This is a genomic window from Streptomyces sp. NPDC059443, assembly GCF_042750105.1.
Lineage (GTDB): Bacteria > Actinomycetota > Actinomycetes > Streptomycetales > Streptomycetaceae > Streptomyces.
This window is the reverse complement of record NZ_JBHYVM010000061.1, coordinates 3,525-22,534: the sequence shown is the minus strand read 5'-3', so window position 1 is coordinate 22,534 and position 19,010 is coordinate 3,525. Positions and strand designations below refer to the sequence as shown.

The window sequence follows — 19,010 nt, the reverse complement described above, 5'->3', positions numbered from 1 at the left end:
GAGGCCATCCCGTCCTGGGTGGACAGCACCAGCCGGGCGCAGCCGTCGAGGGCCCTCGCCCGGTCGGCGCAGGCCCGGACGAGCGCCACGCCGCCGCCCCCGCCGCGCGCCGCGCGCGCCCCGCCCCGTGCGGCCCCCGGCCGAAGGGGAGGGGAGGCTGTCGGAGCGGGCCGCGTCAGCTGTGGCCGCGGCGGCCGGACCGGATCAGCTGCGGCGGCGGCGCAGGAGGACCGTACCGAGCGCGGCGAAGATCGCGAGGAGACCGGCACCCGCAGCCAGGGTGGTGGTGTTGTCGGTGTCCGCGACCGTCGCGACCGGGATCTCGGCACCGGCCGCGACCGCGCCCTGCGGAACCACGGAGGTCTGGGCCTTGGTCTGGGTGGAGACGTTCGCGGGGGCCGCCGGCTTCGGGGTGGCGGCCGGGGTGGTGGGCGTCGTGGGCTTCGGCGCGGCCGCGTCGTCGTGGACCTCGTACGCGGCCTTGCAGCCCTTGGGGAGCGCGGGGAAGGAGGCCTTCTGGACCGGGATGTCGCCGCCCTGGGTCTTCCACTCCATGACCGGCGCGGCACCGCTCGCGTTCGCGATGTGGAGGTAGTACGCGGGCGTCCCCGTCGGGCTGGTTCGGGTCAGCGTCACCGTCCAGGCCTGCGACTCCGGGTCGGTGACGTGGACGTAGGCCTTGGGGCCCTGGGGGGACATCGTCAGGTCGGCGTACAGGTAGCTACCGACCTGCACCTGCTTGACCTCGGAGACGCACGGGTCGGCCGGCTCGGCCGGGACGGCCTTGCCCTTCGGCAGCGGGTAGGACTTGGTGACGCCGGCCTTGGTGACCGTGAGGACGGGGGCCGCCGTGTCCGCCTTGGTGAGCTTGAGCTCCAGCCCGCTCACCGTGCCGCTGGTGTGGGTGCGGTCCAGCTTGTCCATCACGCGGAGCATGTAGTTGTCGCCCGGCTTCCAGTCCGTGCCCACGATGCGGATCCAGGCCTCCGGGCCCTCGGCCTTGTTGCGCAGCACCGCGACCAGGCCCTCGCCTATGTAGACCGGCTCGCCCTCGTACCGGCTGTTGTCCGACGTCGCGGCCACTGCCGACACCGCGGTCTGCGGCGCGGCCGCGAACGCGGAGGTTGCGGCCGGTGCGAGCAGGGTCCCCGCGACGGCGGCGGTGACGACGGCGGTGCGGAGGGCGAGGGCGGAACGCATAACGACTCCTGAAGCATGGTGAGGAAGACGGAGGAGAGTCGCATGCCTCGTTGAGTCTGTTCGGTGTGTCTTCCACCGGGTCAGGTGTGGCGGGCTGCTGAAGAGAAATCTACGGATCTTGTGCGTGCGGAGGATCTGATTCCTGTCATGTTCGTGTAACAGCGAAACGGGCCTGGTCAGGGGCCTGGTTCAGGGCCTTGGGCAAGGGGTTGGCCAGGGGCCCGGAAACGCGTCCGGCGGGCCACCGTGGAGGGTGGCCCGCCGGAGGGCAGGACGGGGTGGGGCGGGGTGTGTCAGCGCTGGGTGCGGGCGCGGCGGCGGAGCAGGAACGCGGAGCCCAGTCCGGCGGCGAGGGTGGCGGCGAGGGCGGCGCCCAGGGCGGTGGTGGAGGTGGTGCTGTCATCGGCGGCGAGCTCGGCACCCGCGGCGACGGATCCCTTGGGGACCACGGAGGTCTGGCCGGCGGTCTGCGGCTTCGGGTCGGCGGCGGTGGGGGTGGCGGCGGTGGTGGGGGCGGTGCTCGGCGTGGCGGAGGGCTTGGGCGCCGGCGCGTGCTCCGGCTGCGGCTGCTCCGTCGGCTTCTGGAGGGTGTAGTGGAGGGTGCAGCCCTTGCGCAGCTCCGGGAAGGTCGCGTGGCCGTACCCGGTGCCTCCGCCCTGGTTCCACTCGAAGACGGGCTCGGCGGAGCTCGGGTTCAGGATGCGGGCGACGACCGCGGCACCCTCCGGCAGCGAGGGGTTGGTACGCGTCAGGCGCGTGTGTTCGTCCCCCTCCTCTTCGAACTCCACCTGAACGATCGGGCCGTTCGGGGTCATCATGAGCCGGGCCAGTGCGCCCGCCCCGATGGACTGCGACACGGGCCCGCTCACGCACTCCGACCCCTGGCCCATGGGCAGCGGGTACGAGGTGCTCTTGCCGTCCTTGGTCACGACGAGGTTCTGGACGTGGATCTCGCCGCCCTCGACGAGCTCCAGTTCCAGTCCGCCGACCGTGGCGGAGCGGTGCTTGTCGTCCAGGACCGCCTTGACGAAGCCCATGTAGTCGTCGCCCGGCTTCCAGTCCGGGGAGACGGCGCGGATCCAGGCCTCGGGGCCCTCGCCCTTGTAGCGCAGCACCGCGATCAGGCCGGGGGCGATGGAGACGGGCGTGCCCGAGTGGCGGTCGTCGACGGGGGTACCGGCGGAGACGGCGGTGACAGAGGTGTGTGCCGCTCCCTGGGGGACGGCCGCGAGGGCGGTGCCCCCGGCCGACAGGAGGGCGCCGGCGAGGACGGCGGTGGCGATGGCGGTACGGGCGGCGGTACGCATAACGACTCCTGGAAGCTGAGTGGGTGAGGGAAGGAGAGCCGCATGCCGCGTTGTCTCTGTCGGGGTCTTCGTCCGGGTGAGGTTCTGGCGGGCTGCTGAAGAAGAATTTACGGATGTTGCGCGTGGGGAAGATCGAGATCTTGTCCCCGCCCGGTAACAGGAAACGGATGTGTCGATTCCATAGCGATCCATAGCGGATCCCGAGCGGGGGGTGACAGGCCGCTACGCGCGTAGATATGCTCATCTGGTGACCATGCCCACCACCCTCACCGCATTCGCTGACGTGACGACGTCCGACAGTGCGCTGCGCCGCTTCCTGCACGGGCTGCCCGGCGTCGACGCTGTCGGCCTGGAGGCCCGCGCGGCCTCCCTCGGCACCCGCTCGATCAAGACGACGGCCAAGGCGTACGCCATCGACCTGGCCATCTCGATGATCGACCTGACGACGCTGGAAGGCGCGGATACCCCGGGCAAGGTCCGGGCGCTCTCCGCCAAGGCCGTGCATCCCGATCCGACCGACCGCACCACGCCCACGACGGCCGCGGTCTGCGTGTACCCCGACATGGTGGCCACCGCGAAGGCCGCCCTGAACGGCGCCGACGTCAAGGTCGCCTCCGTGGCCACCGCCTTCCCGGCCGGTCGTGCCGCCCTGCCCGTCAAGCTCGCCGACACGGCCGACGCCGTGGCCGCCGGCGCCGACGAGATCGACATGGTCATCGACCGTGGCGCCTTCCTCGCCGGCCGCTACCTCGACACCTACGAGCTGATCCGCTCGGTCAAGGAGGCCTGCGTCCGCCCCGACGGCAGCGCGGCCCGCCTCAAGGTGATCTTCGAGACCGGCGAACTGTCCACGTACGACAACATCCGCCGCGCCTCCTGGATCGGCATGATGGCCGGGGCCGACTTCATCAAGACGTCCACCGGCAAGGTGGGCGTCAACGCGACCCCCGCGAACACGCTCCTGATGCTCGAAGCCGTCCGCGACTTCAAGGCGCAGACCGGCATCCAGATCGGCGTGAAGCCGGCCGGCGGCATCCGGACCACCAAGGACGCGCTCAAGTTCCTGGTCCTGGTCAACGAGACCGTGGGCGAGGACTGGCTGAGCAACCACTGGTTCCGCTTCGGCGCCTCCAGCCTGCTCAACGACCTGCTGATGCAGCGCCAGAAGCTGAGCACCGGCCGTTACTCCGGTCCCGACTACGTGACGGTGGACTGATCACCATGGCATCTGCATTCGAGTACGCACCGGCTCCCGAGTCCCGCTCGGTGGTCGACATCGCCCCCTCCTACGGGCTCTTCATCGACGGCGAGTTCACCGACGCCGCCGACGGCAAGGTCTTCAAGACCGTCTCCCCGTCCTCCGAAGAGGTCCTCGCCGAGGTCGCGCAGGCCGGCGCCGCCGATGTGGACCGCGCCGTGAAGGCCGCCCGCAAGGCCTTCGAGAAGTGGTCCGCGCTGCCCGGCTCCGAGCGCGCCAAGTACCTCTTCCGCATCGCGCGGATCATCCAGGAGCGCAGCCGCGAGCTGGCCGTCCTGGAGACCCTCGACAACGGCAAGCCGATCCGGGAGACCCGCGACGCGGACCTCCCGCTCGTCGCCGCGCACTTCTTCTACTACGCGGGCTGGGCCGACAAGCTCGACCACGCGGGCTACGGGGCCAACCCCCGCCCCCTCGGCGTGGCCGGCCAGGTCATTCCCTGGAACTTCCCCCTCCTCATGCTCGCGTGGAAGATCGCCCCGGCGCTCGCCACCGGCAACACGGTCGTGCTCAAGCCCGCCGAGACCACGCCCCTGTCGGCGCTGTTCTTCGCGGACATCTGCCGCCAGGCGGGCCTGCCCAAGGGCGTCGTCAACATCCTCACCGGGTACGGGGACGCGGGCGCGGCCCTCGTCGAGCACCCGGACGTGAACAAGGTCGCCTTCACCGGCTCCACCGCCGTCGGCAAGGCCATCGCGCGCCAGGTCGCCGGCACGGACAAGAAGGTCACCCTGGAGCTGGGCGGCAAGGGCGCCAACATCGTCTTCGACGACGCCCCCATCGACCAGGCCGTCGAGGGCATCGTCACCGGCATCTTCTTCAACCAGGGCCAGGTCTGCTGCGCGGGCTCGCGCCTCCTGGTCCAGGAGTCGATCCAGGACGAGCTGCTCGACTCGCTCAAGCGCCGCCTGTCCACGCTGCGCCTGGGCGACCCGCTCGACAAGAACACCGACATCGGCGCGATCAACTCCGCCGCGCAGCTCGCCCGGATCACCGCGCTCGTGGAGACCGGCGAGGCCGAGGGCGCCGAGCGCTGGTCCCCGGCGTGCGAGCTTCCGTCCTCCGGCTACTGGTTCGCCCCGACGCTCTTCACGAACGTCACCCAGGCGCACACCGTCGCCCGCGACGAGATCTTCGGCCCGGTGCTGTCGGTGCTGAGCTTCCGCACCCCCGACGAGGCCGTCGCCAAGGCCAACAACAGCCAGTACGGCCTGTCCGCCGGCATCTGGACGGAGAAGGGCTCGCGCATCCTCGCGGTCGCGAACAAGCTCCGCGCGGGTGTGGTGTGGGCCAACACGTTCAACAAGTTCGACCCGACCTCGCCCTTCGGCGGCTACAAGGAGTCCGGCTTCGGGCGCGAAGGCGGCCGTCACGGCCTGGAGGGCTACCTCGATGTCTGAGAAGTTCGAGCAGCGACTGAGCGTCTTCAAGACCTACAAGCTGTACGTGGGCGGGAAGTTCCCGCGATCCGAGAGCGGCCGGGTGTACGAGGTGACCGACTCCAAGGGCAAGTGGCTGGCCAACGCCCCGCTGTCCTCCCGCAAGGACGGCCGTGACGCGGTCGTCGCGGCCCGCAAGGCCTTCGGCGGCTGGTCGGGCGCGACCGCGTACAACCGCGGCCAAATCCTCTACCGCGTCGCCGAGATGCTGGAGGGCCGCCGGGAGCAGTTCGTCCGCGAGGTCGGCGAGGCCGAGGGGCTGTCCAAGTCAAAGGCTGCGGCCGTCGTGGACGCGGCCGTCGACCGCTGGGTCTGGTACGCGGGCTGGACCGACAAGATCGGCCAGATCGTGGGCGGGGCCAACCCGGTCGCGGGCCCGTTCTTCAACCTCTCCACCCCCGAGCCGACCGGTGTGGTCACGGTCATCGCCCCGCAGGACTCGTCCTTCCTGGGTCTGGTCTCGGTGATCGCCCCGGTGATCGCCACCGGCAACACGGTCGTCGTCATCGCGAGCGAGAAGTCCCCGCTCCCCGCCCTCTCCCTCGGCGAGGTGCTGGCCACCTCCGACCTGCCCGGCGGAGTGGTCAACATCCTGTCCGGCAAGGCCGCCGAGATCGGCCCGCACCTGGCGTCCCACCAGGACGTCAACGCGATCGACCTCGCGGGCGCCGACTCCGCGCTCGCCAAGGAGCTGGAGATCGCGGCGGCGGACAACCTCAAGCGCGTTCTGCGTCCACAGCCTGTGGACGACTGGAGCGCGGACCCGGGCACGACGCGCATGACGGCGTTCCTGGAGACCAAGACCGTCTGGCACCCGACCGGGTCGCTGGGCGCGGGCGGATCCTCGTACTGAGCGGATCCTCGTCCTCAGGCACGTCCTGCCAAGGCACGTACCGCAGCGGCTCACCCCGGAGGGTGGGCCGCTGCGGCTCTTGATCGATTGGCCAGGGCATGGCCGCCGGCGGACCCTCGATGGTAGGGAAGAAGGTGGTCCGCGTGAATCGGATGGCCTCGTTGTGCACGGCCGGGGGCGCCATCATCGTGGTCGCACTGACCGGTGTCGTGGGCCCGCAGGCGTACGGGGCCGGCGACGACCGAGAGAAACGCAGTGCGGCGGTCCTCCAGGAGCTGGTGCCCTCCGCCGACGGCCCGGGCTGCGCGGCCGCGGTCGGCAGACGCGGTGATGTCGTCTGGGAGGCGGGGAGAGGGAAGGCCGACCTGGCGACCGGCCGGGCCATCACCTCGAAGACCGTCTTCGACATGGCGTCCAATTCAAAGCAGTTCACCGCGGATGCCGTTCTTCTGCTGGCCGGGCGGCACCAACTCGCGCTGAGCGACCCGCTGTCCCACTTCCTCGACAACCCGCCCGCCTGGGCCCGGAAGGTCACACTGGGCGACCTCATGCGTCACACCAGCGGTATTCCCGACTACCAGGACCTGCTGGAGGCCAAAGGCACCGGACTGACGGATCCGGCCGGCCAGAAGGAAGCGATCGCGGCCATCCTCGCCTCGAAGCCGGAAGATCCGCCGGGCCGGCGTTTCTCCTACTCCAACTCCAACTACGTCCTCCTGGCCCATGTGGTCGAGAGGGTCACCGGCAAGCCGTTCCCGACCTTCCTCCAGCAGGAATTCTTCACCCCGCTGCACCTGCGCATGACGTTGTCCCCGGCGGTGGACGTTCCCGGCAAGGCGAAGTCGTACGACGAGAAGGGCGGCTCCTTCACCCCCAATTCCTCTCCCTGGAAACAGTACGGAGACGGGTCGATCCAAAGCACCCCCGGAGAATTCGTCCGCTGGGCCGACAATTACCGCACGGGCCGCATCGGTGGAACGGAACTGCTCGACGGAGTCACGGCGGGGGCGGTGAACGTGGGCGACGTCCTGCTCCAACGCGGCATCGAGGAAGGACGGTACGGGGCCGGAATCCTCCTTCTCCCCGACAAGAGCCTGGTGCACCGCGGCGACTGGGAGCAGTTCCACAGCACCTTCAAGGTGAGCCCGGACCGGAACACCGCGGTCACCGTGGTGTGCAACGCGGATTCACCCGATAATTTCCGCGCGGCGAACCAGCTGCTGGACATCTGGGCCAAATGACGGGTGCCGGTTACCGCCGCTTCTTCCGCTTGGGGCTGCGCTTCTTCTGTGGTCGCGGCGGTCGTGGAGCAGGGAATTCCGGGAGCTCGGCAGTGAGCTCGTCGATCAGTCCCCTGTGCTCGGTGGGGACATAGGCTGCGGTGGCGTCGAGGGAGACAACCGCCGCGTACGCGGCGAATACTGCCGCGTCGGACATCAGTGACACGGCCTCGGTGGCGTCCGCGAGTTCGGCGCCGTCGATGAATTCTTTGATCACCTGAACCTCCTGCGTGGGCAGGACGGCGCCGCGTTCCAACCGGTCCACAAGCCGGGAGAGCAAGCGTAGAACAAGCGTGCTGGCCGGCTTCGGGCCTTCCAAGCCCGTTAAGAACGTAGTTGCAGGCATGCCGGTCAACAAGCGGAACACCTCTGCCGATTTTCCTCCGACGTTGACGAGGTGCAGCGTCGTCATGGCGAGACTGGAGATTGCCTCGTGATCGGCCTGCGGATGGTGCTGGTTGAGATGCGCCTCGACGCGACGCATCTGGCCCGCGGGATCGGGATCGCGCGTATTTCGCAGGAGAGTTCCCGCGAGTACCGCAGACGACTTTTCGTGAGTTTCTAACATGCGGAAGTTATCCCCCATTGGGCGAAACAATGCCTTTTGTGCACCCCGTGCGCCCGAGGCGCGCTACTTGACCGCGCCCGGCAGCAGCGGACCCAGCAGCGAGGCCGCCGCCGCGGTCGGCAGCTCGCCGATCGACGAGCCGCGGGTCAGGCTGCCCGTCACCATGCTCGTACCGACCGACGGGAAGTCCGCGACCTGCGTGGCCACCCCGTTGTCCAGCGGGTCCACCCCGGTGTTGGCCAGCGGGTTCACCTTGAGGTTCGAGATCGGATCGGCCACCCCCGCCAGGGCCGCCGGGACCGAGAGCTCGCCCGCCTGGGCACCGCCGGCGGCCATCGCGAGGGCCGCGCCGGCCATCGAGAGGGTCAGGCCTGCGGTGCGCAGCGCCTTGGTCTGGGGCGCTTTGGGGGCTGCGTGACGTGCCATGGGTTCCCGCCTGTGTGCTCGTACGGTCTCGTAGTCGCGTGCGCACGCAGCGTAGTGGAGGTGTGATCCTGGATACCACTGGGATCCGAGAGGATCCCCTGCGAGGGGTAATGTCCTGCCCTCTCTCGTGGCGTGGGTGCCTCACTCGTTCGAGGAGATCTTTGGGGAAGCGGTCGTAGGGAGACGAAGCGCGTCGCTACGTTCGCGTCATGACGGAACTGGCCGAGGCCGAGCGGTTCGGGTACGCCCGGTACGCCTACCGGCTTCGGGTGTCGTCGAAAGGACTCGCCAAGCTGTTGGGCGAGTGGACGCGGTGCCGGTGGCTCTGGAACGAGTGCTGCGCCCGGTCGAAGAAGGCCCATGTCGAGGACGAGGAGTGCGGTCCGGCCCGGTTGGACAAGATGCTGACCGAGGCCCGCAACCACAACACGTGGCTGGGCGAGGGCAGCAGTGTCCCGCAGCAGCAATTGGTACGGGACTTCGGGAAGTCCCGGGCCAAGGCTTTGAAGGACATCAAGTCCCGGTTGCCGGTACGGCAGCGGGCGGGGATGCCCAAGTACAAGAAGAAGTCCCATGCCGACCCGAGCCTGAACTACACCCGGCGCGGATTCCGCATCAAGGACGGCCGCCTGCATCTCGCGGGCGGCATCGTCCTGACCGTGGTGTGGTCCCGCGATCTCCCGGCGGACCCGTCCTCCGTGCGGATCTACCGCGACAGCCTCGGGCACTGGTACGCGTCCTTCGTCGTCCCCGCCAGCCCCCAGCCCCTCCCGGAAACGGGCGCGGCGATCGGCATCGACTGGGGTGTCAGGGAGACTGCCACAACCACCAGCGACGCCCATGACCTCCCGCACGCCGAGCACGGCAAGAAGGCCGCCGCCGGGCTCGCCCGCTATCAGCGGATGATGGCCCGCCGGAAACCGGCGAAGGGCAAGCCGGGTTCTCGGGGCTACCGGGTCGCGAAGAGGCTGACGGCCAAGCTCCACAAGAAGGTGGCCCGGCAGCGCCAGGACACCGGCCGCAAATGGGCAAAGTCAGTGGTCCGCGATCATGACGCTCTCGCGGTGGAGGACTTCTGCCCGAAGTTCCTCGCCAAGTCGACCATGGCCCGCAAGGCCGCCGACGCGGCGATCGGTGCGACCAAGCGTGAGCTGATCGCCATGGCGCGCAAGCACGGGCGCATCGTGCACCTTGTCCATCCCGCGCACACCACGATGGAGTGCGCACGGTGCGGAGCGAGAACCAAGCACGCACTGCCTCTCTCAGAACGTACCTACACCTGCACCGCGTGTGGAGCCGTGTCCCCCAGGGACAAGAACTCGGCGCGCGTGATGCTGGTCCGGGCTGGTCTCAACCCGGCTGGTGCCGATCGCGTAAGACCTGAGAGCCCGCCGGGCCGCCAGGCCGCGTGAGCCAGGAATCCCCCTCTTTTGTCTTTGGGAGGGGGAGGAGTCAAACTGGTGTCCCGTGAGCTGTTCCTCTCCTTTGCCTACGCGTGTCGTCCTTCTGACCGGACCCTCGGGGTCCGGCAAGTCCTCGCTGGCGGCCCGGTCCGGGTTGCCCGTGCTGCGCCTGGACGACTTCTACAAGGACGGCGACGACCCCACCCTCCCGCTGGTCGACGGCAGCGCCGACATCGACTGGGACTCCCCGCTGTCCTGGGACGCGGAGGCGGCCGTGGCCGCGATCGCGGAGCTGTGCGCGGCAGGGCGTACGGAGGTTCCCGTCTACGACATCGCGACCTCCGCCCGGACCGGGACGGAGGCGCTGGACATCTCCCGGACGCCGCTGTTCATAGCCGAGGGGATCTTCGCGGCGGACGTCGCCGTACGGTGCCAGGAGCTCGGGCTGCTGGCGGACGCCATCTGCCTGCGCGGGCGGCCGAGCACCACCTTCCGCCGCCGCCTGGCCCGCGATCTGCGCGAGGGCCGCAAGTCGGTGCTGTTCCTGCTGCGCAGGGGATGGCGGCTGATGCGGGCCGAGCGGGGCATCGTGGCCCGTCACACCGCGCTGGGCGCGCACGCCTGCGGCCGTGACGAGGCCCTCGGCCGACTGGCCGCCGCCGCGGCCGGCCGCCACCGCGCCGCGGCGCCCGCGTAGCCGGACCCCGCGAGACCGGGCACGGGCACGGGCACGCCAAAAGGCGGGACCAGCGGACCCCCGGCCGCTTGATCCCGCCTTTTGCCCCCGTGACCCCCGTCCCACCCCCGTAGGACGGGCCCCCCTGGCCCCTTGGTCTGTGTGGTGACTACGCGACGAGCTTCTCGAAGGACTCCGCCTCGTCGGCGCCGAAGCTCAGCGCCTCGTCCTCGCGCATCCGCCGCAGCGAGCGCCAGATGCTCGACTTCACCGTGCCGACGCTGATGCCCAGGATCTCCGCGATCTCCGGGTCCGTGCGGCCTTCGTAGTACCGGAGCACCAGCATCGTGCGCTGCGGCTCCGGGATGCGGGTGAGCGCCTGCCACAGCACCGCACGCAGCTCCGTACCGCCCATCGCGTCCGTGTCCGACGCCGTCTCCGGGAGCTCCTCGGTCGGGTACTCGCTGAGCTTGCGCCGGCGCCACGCGCTGATGTGCAGGTTCGTCATCGTGCGCCGCAGGTAGCCGCCGACGGCCGCCTTGTCGCTGATGCGGTCCCAGGCGCGGTACGTGGAGAACAGCGCGGTCTGGAGCAGGTCCTCGGCCTCGTAGCGGTCGCCCGTCAGGTGGAAGGCCGTCGCGTACAGGGCGGCCCGCCGCTCCTGGACGTACGCCGTGAACTCGGCCTCGTTGGAGGACGAAGACGAGAAGGAGGAGCTCGGCGTGCGCTGCTCGGGGACGGAGGGCCGCTCGTAGGTCTTCGCGTCGATGGCCACCACGTGCGCCGGCCGCCGGGTGGGCGCCGGTGCCGTACGGACGGCCGTCCTGCGGTTCACATCGTGCAGCCGCGTGACAACCGCGCTGGTGGTGGTGGCGTGCAGCGTGCTCATCTCGCGCCCCCCGTCGTGGAGTCTGTCTGGTTCGTTGTTGAGAAGACTGCCCGCCCGACATAACCGGGGTGTCCTTCGACTGTCACAGGCCTGTCACAGGCTCCCCGCGGGACCGGGTGGTCAGGGCGGTCGAACTCCCAAGGGGCGATGGGACAGAATGAGCCCGTGCCCTTCCTGTTGCTCATCGAGGACGACGACGCCATCCGCACGGCCCTCGAACTCTCCCTGTCACGCCAGGGCCACCGTGTGGCCACCGCGGCGACGGGAGAAGACGGCCTCAAACTGCTGCGCGAGCAGCGGCCGGACCTGATCGTCCTGGACGTCATGCTGCCCGGGATCGACGGTTTCGAGGTGTGCCGGCGCATCCGCCGTACCGACCAGTTGCCGATCATCCTGCTGACCGCGCGCAACGACGACATCGACGTGGTCGTCGGCCTGGAATCGGGAGCCGACGACTACGTCGTCAAGCCCGTCCAGGGGCGGGTCCTCGACGCCCGCATCCGGGCCGTGCTGCGCCGCGGCGAGCGCGAGGCCACCGATTCCGCCGTCTTCGGCTCGCTGGTCATCGACCGCAACGCCATGACGGTCACCAAGAACGGCGAGGACCTCCAGCTCACCCCGACCGAGCTGCGGCTGCTGCTGGAACTCAGCCGCCGCCCCGGCCAGGCCCTCTCGCGGCAGCAACTGCTGCGGCTGGTCTGGGAACACGACTACCTGGGCGACTCACGGCTCGTCGACGCGTGCGTGCAGCGGCTGCGCGCCAAGGTCGAGGAAGTGCCCTCCTCTCCCACCCTGATCCGTACGGTGCGGGGCGTCGGCTACAGACTGGACAGCCCTCAGTGATCAGAGCCCTCTTCGCGGGCCGGCGCTGGACCAGCCTGCGGCTGAGGCTCCTCATCGTGTTCGCCCTGGTCGCGCTGACGACGGCCGTCTCCGCCTCCGGGATCGCCTACTGGCTCAACCGCCAGGCCGTCCTCGACCGGACCCAGGACGCCGTCCTCGGGGACTTCCGCCAGGAGATGCAGAACCGGGCCGCCGCGCTGCCCATTGATCCGACGCAGGAGGAGCTGCAGCGCACCGCCGAGATGATGGCGGGCAGCAGCCCCGGCTACAGCGTGCTGCTGATCCACGAGCGCAAGGACCACACCACGGTGACCGGCGCGGCGGGTCCCGACGCCTTCCGGATCACCGACGTGCCCAAGGCCCTCCAGCAGGCGGTCAACGACCGGCAGAAGACGACGGCGGTCAACGACGCCGAGTACCACATGTACTGGCAGCGGACGAAGCCGAACGGCAATCCGTACCTGGTCGGCGGCACCCGGATCGTGGGCGGCGGGCCGACCGGCTACATGTACAAGTCCCTCGCCCAGGAGCGCGACGACCTCAACGCCCTGGCCTGGTCCCTGACCATCGCCACGGGCCTCGCGCTGCTCGGCTCCGCGCTGCTCGCGCAGGCCGCGGCCCGGACCGTGCTCAAGCCCGTACAGCGCCTGGGCGACGCGGCACGGCGGCTCGGCGAGGGGGAGCTGGACCACCGCCTGGAGGTGTCGGGGACGGACGAACTCGCCGATCTGTCGCACACCTTCAACAAGACGGCGGAGGCGCTGGAGAAGAAGGTCGCCGACATGAGCGCGCGGGAGGAGTCCAGCCGGCGGTTCGTCGCGGACATGTCCCACGAGCTGCGTACGCCGCTGACGGCGCTGACGGCGGTCGCCGAGGTGCTGGAGGAGGAGGTCGACGACCTCGATCCGATGATCGCACCGGCGGTGGCGCTGGTCGTGAGCGAGACCAGGCGCCTCAACGACCTGGTGGAGAACCTGATGGAGGTCACCCGCTTCGACGCGGGAACGGCGCGCCTCGTGCTGGACGACGTGGACGTCGCCGACCAGGTGACGGCGTGCATCGACGCGCGGGCCTGGCTGGACGCGGTCGAACTGGACGCGGAGCGCGGGATCGTGGCGCGCCTGGACCCCCGGCGCCTCGACGTGATCCTGGCCAACCTGATCGGCAACGCGCTCAAGCACGGCGGTTCGCCGGTACGGGTCTCCGTGCTGGTGGAGGGGGAGTGGCTGGTCATCGCGGTGCGGGACAACGGGCCGGGCATCCCGGAAGCCGTGCTGCCGCACGTGTTCGACCGTTTCTACAAGGCGAGCGCGTCCCGGCCGAAGTCGGACGGCAGCGGGCTGGGCCTGTCCATCGCGATGGAGAACGCGCACATCCACGGCGGCGACATCACCGCCGCGAACAGGGCGGAGGGCGGTGCGCTGTTCACCCTGCGCCTGCCCATGGATGTGGGGAAGGTGATCGCGGATGAAGACGGGGCGTAGCCGTAGCCACAGCGGTGTTCGCGACGGCGGCAACGGCCGTCGTACGGCCGTCGCCCTGCTGTGCGGGACGGCTCTGACGGGGCTCGTGCTCTCCGGGTGCGGCATCCAGGCCAGCACCGTCCCGGTGGACGTGGGCGCGGCGCCCTCGCGGGTGTCCTGCGACACCCCGGCCAAGCCTTCGGGCGGGGCGAGCGCGGTGCAGGGGTTCCGGGCCACGGTGGAGCTGATCTGCGGGTCCCAGCTGGTCGGCGTCGAGCGGGTGGTTCCGATGCCGGAGAAGAGGCCCTCCACGGACGCGGTGGTGCTGGTCAGCCAGGCCCTGCTGGAAGCGCTCCAGCGGGAGCCCTCGCCGGAGGAGCGGGACGCCGGCTTCACGACCGGGGTCCCGGCCGGGCTGATGGCGGCGTCGCCGCGGCCGGGCGATCCGGCGGGGACGGTACGGCTCAGCCGCAAGCCGGAGGACCTGCCGCTGGTGGCCCTGTCGCAGATCGTGTGCACGCTGTCGGAGAGCGAAGCGGTGTCGGCGGGGCCGGGACCGGTGGTGCTGGGCGGACCCGACTCGGATCCGCCGCGGGCGTGGACGTGCAGCGACGCGGTCCGCGCCCGGCCGGAGGCGGCGGCGACACTGGGCGACCTGGTCCGGCCGGGCGCGAAGCCGTCCGCGTCCGCTTCCTGACGCGCCGCTCGCACGCCCCGGCCCCGGCGGGCCTTTCCCGGAACCTCCGGCCCGGTCCGGGCGGCTTCAGGGGAGGCGCGGGCCCGTGAGATGGGTCGTCAGTTGTTCCACGAAGGCGGCCTGGTGGGGCGGGAGCGGGCCGTGGCGGGTGGCGCAGAACCAGGTGCGGGTCAGGGGCTGGGCCCCGATGCGGACCAGGGCGAGGCCGTGCGAGGACGCGTACGGTGCGGCCACCCAGTTCGGCAGGATCGCCACCCCCTGCCCGCCCGCCGCCATCTCGATGACCAGGTCGGTCACCAGGGGCATGGTGGTGATGCGGGCGGGTTTGGCGCCCGGGGGGATCGGCAGCGGTTCCGCGGGAATGCGGCTCTGGTCGTAGACGTCGTAGAGGACCAGGTCCACGCCCGTGAAGTCGCGGGCCGTCACATGGGTGCGGGACGCCCAGTGGTGTCCGGCTGGCACCACGGCCACCATCTCGTCCTCGAACAGCGGGCTCAGCCGCACCCGGTCCATCTGCGCGTCCGGCTTGGTGACCAGGGCGACGTCGACGAGGTCGGCGAGGAGAGCCGGAACCGGCGCGTCGTCGGGGACCGTGACGATCCGAACCTCGGTGTCCGGCTCCCGCTCGCGGAACGCGCGCAGCACGGGGGGCAGCCACGGGAAAGTGGTGCTGCACTGTGCGGCGAAGCGCACCCGGCGGTCCCTGCCGTCACGGATGTCCCGCAGGTCGCGGGAGGCCGACTCCAGTTCGCCGAGGACGTGCCGCGCGGCGACGAGCATCCTGCGGCCGGCCGGGTTCGGCACCAGGCGGCGGCCCTTGCGCTCGAAGAGCCGCATGCCCAACCGGTCTTCCAGTCGGGTCAGTCGCTGGCTGAGGGCGGGTTGGCTCACATAGAGCCGTGAGGCGGCAGCGGTCAGCGAGCCGCTCTCGGCCGTCGCCGCCAGGAGCTCCAGGTCGCGCAGGTCGACATCCATAACCTTGGATTATCACATGCTTCAAAATCGGTCGTGGTGTGATGAGTTGACGGGTCATACGTTTCTGGTGTCAGCGAGAAGCGCCGATCGGTGAACCGGTCGGATACGAAAGGCACTCGAACCATGTCCGACACCACGACCGGCAACAACTCCGCAGTCCACGACACCCGTACCGCCCTCGTCACGGGCTCCTCCAGCGGCATCGGCCTGGACATCGCCCGCGCCTTCCTGGAGCGCGGCGCCAACGTCGTCCTCAACGGCCGCGACGAGAGCCGCCTCGCCAAGGCCGCGGCCGTCCTCGGCCGGCCGGAGCGCACCGCCTGGGTCGCGGGCGACATCGCCGACCCGGGCACCGGCGAGGCGCTCGTCCGCACCGCTCTCGACCGCTTCGGGACCATCGACGTCCTCGTGAACAACGCCGGGACCTTCGAGTCCAAGCCCTTCACCGAGGTCACAGAGGAGGAGTTGGACGGCTTCCTGACCCACAACCTCAAGGGCACCTACCTCACCACCCAGGCCTTCGTGCGGGCGGTGCGCGCGCGGGGGCACGGCGCCGCCGTCGTCAACATCGGCACCGTCCTGGTGGACCACGGCCTGGCCGGCTTCCCGGCCTCGGCGCCGGTGGCGAGCAAGGCCGGCGTGCACGGGCTGACGGTCAGCCTGGCGGCCGAGCTCGCGGCCGACGGCATCCGGGTCAACCTCGTGGCGCCCGGCATCGTCCGCACGCCGCTGCACGAGGGCTCCGACGTGGACGCGTACGGGGGCCTCGCGCTGCTGAACCGGGTCGGCGAGGTCGCGGAGATCTCGGAGGCGGTCCTCTACCTCGCGGAGGCGGAGTTCGTCACGGGCCACGTCCTGCGGGTGGACGGCGGCCACGTCACCGGCCGCGCGTGAGGCCTGGACCCGGCGCCCGAACGGCGACCGGCCCCGGACCGAAGGGTCCGGGGCCGGCCGGGGGACCACGGCCGGCCACGCACCCGCCGGACGGAGTCCGGCGCAGCGGCGCGAAGCCGGTGCGGCCCCCCGGGGCCGCACCGTGCGAGCGGCGCGAAAAGGATCAGATGCCCGCCGCCGCCGCGAGGTCCTTCTTGATCGCGTCGAGGACTTCCTGGCCGCGCGCGCGGGCCGGGGCCAGGTCGGAGGCTTCCGCCACCGGGACCACGACCTCCAGGTAGCACTTCAGCTTGGGCTCCGTGCCCGACGGGCGGACGATCACCCGGGCCTTGTACTCGCCCTCCAGGTAGTAGCGCAGCCCGTCCGTGGGCGGGAGCGCCGCCGTGCCCCGGTTCAGGTCCTCGGCCGAGGTGACCCGCAGGCCCGCCAGCGAGAGCGGGGGCTGGGCGCGCAGCGCCGCCATCGCCGAGGCGATGACCGACAGGTCTTCGACGCGGACCGACAGCTGGTCGGTGGCGTGCAGCCCGTGGGCCATCGCCAGGTCGTCCAGCAGGTCGGTCAGGGTCCGGCCCTGCTCCTTGAGCACCGAGGCCAGTTCGGCCACGAGCAGGGCGGCCGTGATGCCGTCCTTGTCGCGGACGCCCTCGGGGTCCACGCAGTAGCCGAGCGCCTCCTCGTACCCGTAGCGCAGGCCCTCGACCCGGGAGATCCACTTGAAACCGGTCAGGGTCTCCTCGTAGCCCACGCCCGCCGCGTCCGCGATCCGCCCGAGGAGGGAGGAGGAGACGATCGACTCGGCGAAGACGCCCTGAGCGCCCTTGCTCACCAGGTGGGCGGCGAGCAGCGCGCCGACCTCGTCGCCGCGCAGCATCCGCCAGCCGGTGGCGGTGGAGTCGTCCGGGACGGCCACCGCGCAGCGGTCGGCGTCCGGGTCGTTCGCGATGACGATGTCCGGGTTCACCCGGGCGGCCGTCGCGAAGGACAGGTCCATCGCGCCCGGCTCCTCCGGGTTGGGGAAGGCGACGGTCGGGAAGGCCGGGTCCGGCTCCGCCTGCTCGGCCACGAGGACCGGGGCCGGGAAGCCGGCGCGGGCGAAGGCGGCCATGACCACGTCCTTGCCGACGCCGTGCATGGCCGTGTAGACGGTCCGCACGCCCCGGGGGGAACCGGGGGTCAGTACGGCGTCCGTACGCGCCAGGTAGGCCTCCAGGACCTCGTCGCCGAGGTCCTGCCAGCCGCCCTCGGGGCGCGGTACGCCGGCCAGCGCGTCGATCGCGTCGATCTGCGCCGCGATCTCGGCGTCGGCCGGGGAGACGATCTGCGAGCCGTCGCCGAGGTAGACCTTGTAGCCGTTGTCCCGGGGAGGGTTGTGGCTCGCGGTCACCTCGACGCCGGCGACGGCGCCCAGGTGCCTTATGGCGTACGCGAGGACGGGCGTCGGCAGCGGACGCGGCAGGACGGCCGCCCGCAGACCGGCGCCGGTCATCACGGCGGCGGTGTCGCGGGCGAAGTCGGCCGACTTGTAGCGCGCGTCGTAGCCGACGACGACCAGGCCGCCGTCGTGGCCCTGGGCCTTGAGGTAGGCCGCGAGGCCCGCCGCGGCCCGGATGACCACGTTGCGGTTCATCCGCATCGGGCCGGCGCCGAGCTCGCCGCGGAGCCCGGCGGTGCCGAACTGGAGCATGCCGGAGAAGCGGTCCGCGAGCTCGGCGGTGTCACCGGCTTCGATGAGGCCGGCGAGCTCGGCCGCCGTCTCCGGGTCCGGGTCCTCGGCCAGCCAGGCCTGGGCCCGTGCGATCAGATCGTCCTGCGCGTCCTGCACGTCCTGCACTACCTCTCGTCGTCGGTCGGGTCGCTCGGTCAGATCCGGGCGAGGACCTGGGTCAGCAGCTTGCCCATGCGCGCGGCCGAGTCGCGGCCGGCCTGGAGCACCTCTTCGTGGTTCAGCGGCTCGCCGGAGATGCCCGCCGCCAGGTTGGTGACCAGGGAGATCCCGAGGACCTCGGCGCCGGCCTCACGGGCGGCGATGGCCTCCAGCACGGTGGACATGCCGACCAGGTCGGCGCCCATGACGCGGATCATGTTGATCTCGGCCGGGGTCTCGTAGTGAGGGCCGGGGAACTGTACGTAGACGCCCTCTTCGAGGGTCTCGTCGATCTCCTTGCACATCGCGCGCAGGCGCGGCGAGTACAGGTCGGTCAGGTCCACGAAGTTCGCGCCGACGATCGGCGAGGTGGCCGTCAGGTTGAGGTGGTCGCTGATCAGCACGGGCTGACCGGGCTTCATGCCCTCGCGCAAGCCCCCGCAGCCGTTGGTCAGGACGACGGTCTTGCAGCCGGCGGCGACGGCGGTACGGACGCCGTGGGCGACGGCGGCGACGCCGCGGCCCTCGTAGTAGTGGGTCCGGCCGAGGAAGAGCAGCGCGCGCTTGTCGCCGATCTTGTACGAGCGGATCTTGCCGCCGTGGCCCTCGACGGCGGGCGGCGGGAAGCCGGGCAGGTCGGTGACCGGGAATTCGGCCTCGGGCGCGCCGAGCGCCTCTGCGGCGGGGGCCCAGCCGGAGCCCATCACGAGGGCGACATCGTGGGTTTCGGCGCCGGTCAGCTCGCGCAGGCGGGTTGCTGCGGCGTCGGCGGCGGCGAAGGGGTCGGTAACAGATGCGTTCACGCGGAAGAGCGTAGCCGGTGTTGGCCTACGCGCGTAGATGGCGCAGCTCACGGTGTTCGGATCGTTGTTTTGTCGTTTCCGACCAATTGTCCCGGCGGGGGTCGCGGGGCCGTGCGGCGCCGTTGCCGGGGGGGGGGGGCCCCCCGCGGGTGAGAAAAAACACACACCCCCC

At 70.9% G+C, this 19,010-nt stretch carries 18 protein-coding genes; 10 read left to right on the top strand and 8 right to left on the bottom strand.

Translation table 11 applies throughout. The features are described from left to right. Window positions 1–204: 204 nt before the first annotated feature. Window positions 205–1,200: a hypothetical protein gene (locus ACFXDJ_RS35350; RefSeq protein WP_384851263.1), complete on the bottom strand. Its 996-nt coding sequence runs from the start codon at window positions 1,198–1,200 to the stop codon at window positions 205–207. 293 nt (window positions 1,201–1,493) lie between these two features. Continuing rightward, a complete protein-coding gene (locus tag ACFXDJ_RS35345; protein WP_384851261.1) occupies window positions 1,494–2,507 on the bottom strand; it encodes a hypothetical protein in 1,014 nt (337 codons plus the stop codon). A gap of 253 nt (window positions 2,508–2,760) precedes the next feature. Between ACFXDJ_RS35345 and deoC the strand changes: the two genes are divergently transcribed. From deoC to ACFXDJ_RS35325, 4 genes are all read left to right on the top strand, one after another. After that, window positions 2,761–3,723: a deoxyribose-phosphate aldolase gene (deoC, locus tag ACFXDJ_RS35340; protein WP_384657847.1), complete on the top strand. Its 963-nt coding sequence runs from the start codon at window positions 2,761–2,763 to the stop codon at window positions 3,721–3,723. A 5-nt stretch (window positions 3,724–3,728) separates the two neighbouring features. Beyond that, entirely contained in the window at window positions 3,729–5,165 is a 1,437-nt protein-coding gene (locus ACFXDJ_RS35335) for an aldehyde dehydrogenase family protein (protein ID WP_384851259.1), read from the top strand. Beyond that, the gene (locus ACFXDJ_RS35330) at window positions 5,158–6,057 is read left to right on the top strand and encodes an aldehyde dehydrogenase family protein (RefSeq protein ID WP_384657836.1); all 900 of its coding nucleotides are present in this window, start codon (window positions 5,158–5,160) and stop codon (window positions 6,055–6,057) included. The genes ACFXDJ_RS35335 and ACFXDJ_RS35330 overlap by 8 nt, the downstream gene beginning before the upstream one ends. Before the next feature lie 152 nt (window positions 6,058–6,209). Beyond that, window positions 6,210–7,298, top strand: a complete 1,089-nt coding sequence (locus ACFXDJ_RS35325) for a serine hydrolase domain-containing protein (protein WP_384657844.1) — start codon at window positions 6,210–6,212, stop codon at window positions 7,296–7,298. A gap of 10 nt (window positions 7,299–7,308) precedes the next feature. Here ACFXDJ_RS35325 and ACFXDJ_RS35320 read toward each other — a convergent pair whose 3' ends face one another. Both ACFXDJ_RS35320 and ACFXDJ_RS35315 read right to left on the bottom strand, forming a co-directional pair. Beyond that, complete coding sequence (locus ACFXDJ_RS35320; protein WP_384657833.1) at window positions 7,309–7,905, bottom strand: hypothetical protein; 597 nt, start codon at window positions 7,903–7,905, stop codon at window positions 7,309–7,311. A gap of 63 nt (window positions 7,906–7,968) precedes the next feature. Further along, window positions 7,969–8,331, bottom strand: coding sequence for a hypothetical protein (locus ACFXDJ_RS35315; protein ID WP_384657830.1), 363 nt, complete (start codon window positions 8,329–8,331; stop codon window positions 7,969–7,971). 209 nt (window positions 8,332–8,540) lie between these two features. Between ACFXDJ_RS35315 and ACFXDJ_RS35310 the strand changes: the two genes are divergently transcribed. Both ACFXDJ_RS35310 and ACFXDJ_RS35305 read left to right on the top strand, forming a co-directional pair. Beyond that, the gene (locus ACFXDJ_RS35310; RefSeq protein ID WP_384657827.1) at window positions 8,541–9,743 is read left to right on the top strand and encodes an RNA-guided endonuclease InsQ/TnpB family protein; all 1,203 of its coding nucleotides are present in this window, start codon (window positions 8,541–8,543) and stop codon (window positions 9,741–9,743) included. 73 nt (window positions 9,744–9,816) lie between these two features. Next, window positions 9,817–10,431, top strand: coding sequence for a uridine kinase (locus ACFXDJ_RS35305; RefSeq protein ID WP_384851257.1), 615 nt, complete (start codon window positions 9,817–9,819; stop codon window positions 10,429–10,431). A 148-nt stretch (window positions 10,432–10,579) separates the two neighbouring features. Here ACFXDJ_RS35305 and ACFXDJ_RS35300 read toward each other — a convergent pair whose 3' ends face one another. After that, window positions 10,580–11,299, bottom strand: a complete 720-nt coding sequence (locus ACFXDJ_RS35300) for a SigE family RNA polymerase sigma factor (RefSeq protein ID WP_384657822.1) — start codon at window positions 11,297–11,299, stop codon at window positions 10,580–10,582. A gap of 165 nt (window positions 11,300–11,464) precedes the next feature. On the opposite strand from ACFXDJ_RS35300, the gene afsQ1 reads away from it, so the two are divergent. The 3 genes from afsQ1 to ACFXDJ_RS35285 are packed head-to-tail and all read left to right on the top strand — an operon-like array spanning window position 11,465 to window position 14,302. Then, window positions 11,465–12,142: a two-component system response regulator AfsQ1 gene (gene afsQ1, locus ACFXDJ_RS35295; RefSeq protein ID WP_243333801.1), complete on the top strand. Its 678-nt coding sequence runs from the start codon at window positions 11,465–11,467 to the stop codon at window positions 12,140–12,142. Further along, the gene (locus tag ACFXDJ_RS35290) at window positions 12,040–13,626 is read left to right on the top strand and encodes an ATP-binding protein (RefSeq protein WP_384657820.1); all 1,587 of its coding nucleotides are present in this window, start codon (window positions 12,040–12,042) and stop codon (window positions 13,624–13,626) included. The genes afsQ1 and ACFXDJ_RS35290 overlap by 103 nt, the downstream gene beginning before the upstream one ends. Next, window positions 13,610–14,302, top strand: coding sequence for a hypothetical protein (locus ACFXDJ_RS35285; protein WP_384657817.1), 693 nt, complete (start codon window positions 13,610–13,612; stop codon window positions 14,300–14,302). The genes ACFXDJ_RS35290 and ACFXDJ_RS35285 overlap by 17 nt, the downstream gene beginning before the upstream one ends. Before the next feature lie 66 nt (window positions 14,303–14,368). Here the strand turns inward: ACFXDJ_RS35285 and ACFXDJ_RS35280 are convergent, their stop codons facing one another. Further along, entirely contained in the window at window positions 14,369–15,277 is a 909-nt protein-coding gene (locus ACFXDJ_RS35280; RefSeq protein ID WP_384657815.1) for a LysR family transcriptional regulator, read from the bottom strand. 123 nt (window positions 15,278–15,400) lie between these two features. On the opposite strand from ACFXDJ_RS35280, the gene ACFXDJ_RS35275 reads away from it, so the two are divergent. Then, window positions 15,401–16,171: an SDR family NAD(P)-dependent oxidoreductase gene (locus ACFXDJ_RS35275; RefSeq protein ID WP_384657813.1), complete on the top strand. Its 771-nt coding sequence runs from the start codon at window positions 15,401–15,403 to the stop codon at window positions 16,169–16,171. 163 nt (window positions 16,172–16,334) lie between these two features. Here ACFXDJ_RS35275 and ACFXDJ_RS35270 read toward each other — a convergent pair whose 3' ends face one another. Then, window positions 16,335–17,993, bottom strand: coding sequence for a phospho-sugar mutase (locus ACFXDJ_RS35270; RefSeq protein WP_384663265.1), 1,659 nt, complete (start codon window positions 17,991–17,993; stop codon window positions 16,335–16,337). A 38-nt stretch (window positions 17,994–18,031) separates the two neighbouring features. Continuing rightward, window positions 18,032–18,838, bottom strand: a complete 807-nt coding sequence (locus ACFXDJ_RS35265) for a purine-nucleoside phosphorylase (RefSeq protein ID WP_384663264.1) — start codon at window positions 18,836–18,838, stop codon at window positions 18,032–18,034. Between the last annotated feature and the right edge of the window lie 172 nt (window positions 18,839–19,010).

Excerpts from the sequence above, each read along its gene's own strand:
- ACFXDJ_RS35350 (WP_384851263.1), bottom strand. The coding sequence starts at position 1,200 with ATGCGTTCCGCCCTCGCCCTCCGCACCGCCGTCGTCACCGCCGCCGTC.
- ACFXDJ_RS35345 (WP_384851261.1), bottom strand. The coding sequence starts at position 2,507 with ATGCGTACCGCCGCCCGTACCGCCATCGCCACCGCCGTCCTCGCCGGC.
- deoC (WP_384657847.1), top strand. The coding sequence starts at position 2,761 with ATGCCCACCACCCTCACCGCATTCGCTGACGTGACGACGTCCGACAGT.
- ACFXDJ_RS35335 (WP_384851259.1), top strand. The coding sequence starts at position 3,729 with ATGGCATCTGCATTCGAGTACGCACCGGCTCCCGAGTCCCGCTCGGTG.
- ACFXDJ_RS35330 (WP_384657836.1), top strand. The coding sequence starts at position 5,158 with ATGTCTGAGAAGTTCGAGCAGCGACTGAGCGTCTTCAAGACCTACAAG.
- ACFXDJ_RS35325 (WP_384657844.1), top strand. The coding sequence starts at position 6,210 with ATGGCCTCGTTGTGCACGGCCGGGGGCGCCATCATCGTGGTCGCACTG.
- ACFXDJ_RS35320 (WP_384657833.1), bottom strand. The coding sequence starts at position 7,905 with ATGTTAGAAACTCACGAAAAGTCGTCTGCGGTACTCGCGGGAACTCTC.
- ACFXDJ_RS35315 (WP_384657830.1), bottom strand. The coding sequence starts at position 8,331 with ATGGCACGTCACGCAGCCCCCAAAGCGCCCCAGACCAAGGCGCTGCGC.
- ACFXDJ_RS35310 (WP_384657827.1), top strand. The coding sequence starts at position 8,541 with ATGACGGAACTGGCCGAGGCCGAGCGGTTCGGGTACGCCCGGTACGCC.
- ACFXDJ_RS35300 (WP_384657822.1), bottom strand. The coding sequence starts at position 11,299 with ATGAGCACGCTGCACGCCACCACCACCAGCGCGGTTGTCACGCGGCTG.
- ACFXDJ_RS35285 (WP_384657817.1), top strand. The coding sequence starts at position 13,610 with ATGAAGACGGGGCGTAGCCGTAGCCACAGCGGTGTTCGCGACGGCGGC.
- ACFXDJ_RS35280 (WP_384657815.1), bottom strand. The coding sequence starts at position 15,277 with ATGGATGTCGACCTGCGCGACCTGGAGCTCCTGGCGGCGACGGCCGAG.
- ACFXDJ_RS35275 (WP_384657813.1), top strand. The coding sequence starts at position 15,401 with ATGTCCGACACCACGACCGGCAACAACTCCGCAGTCCACGACACCCGT.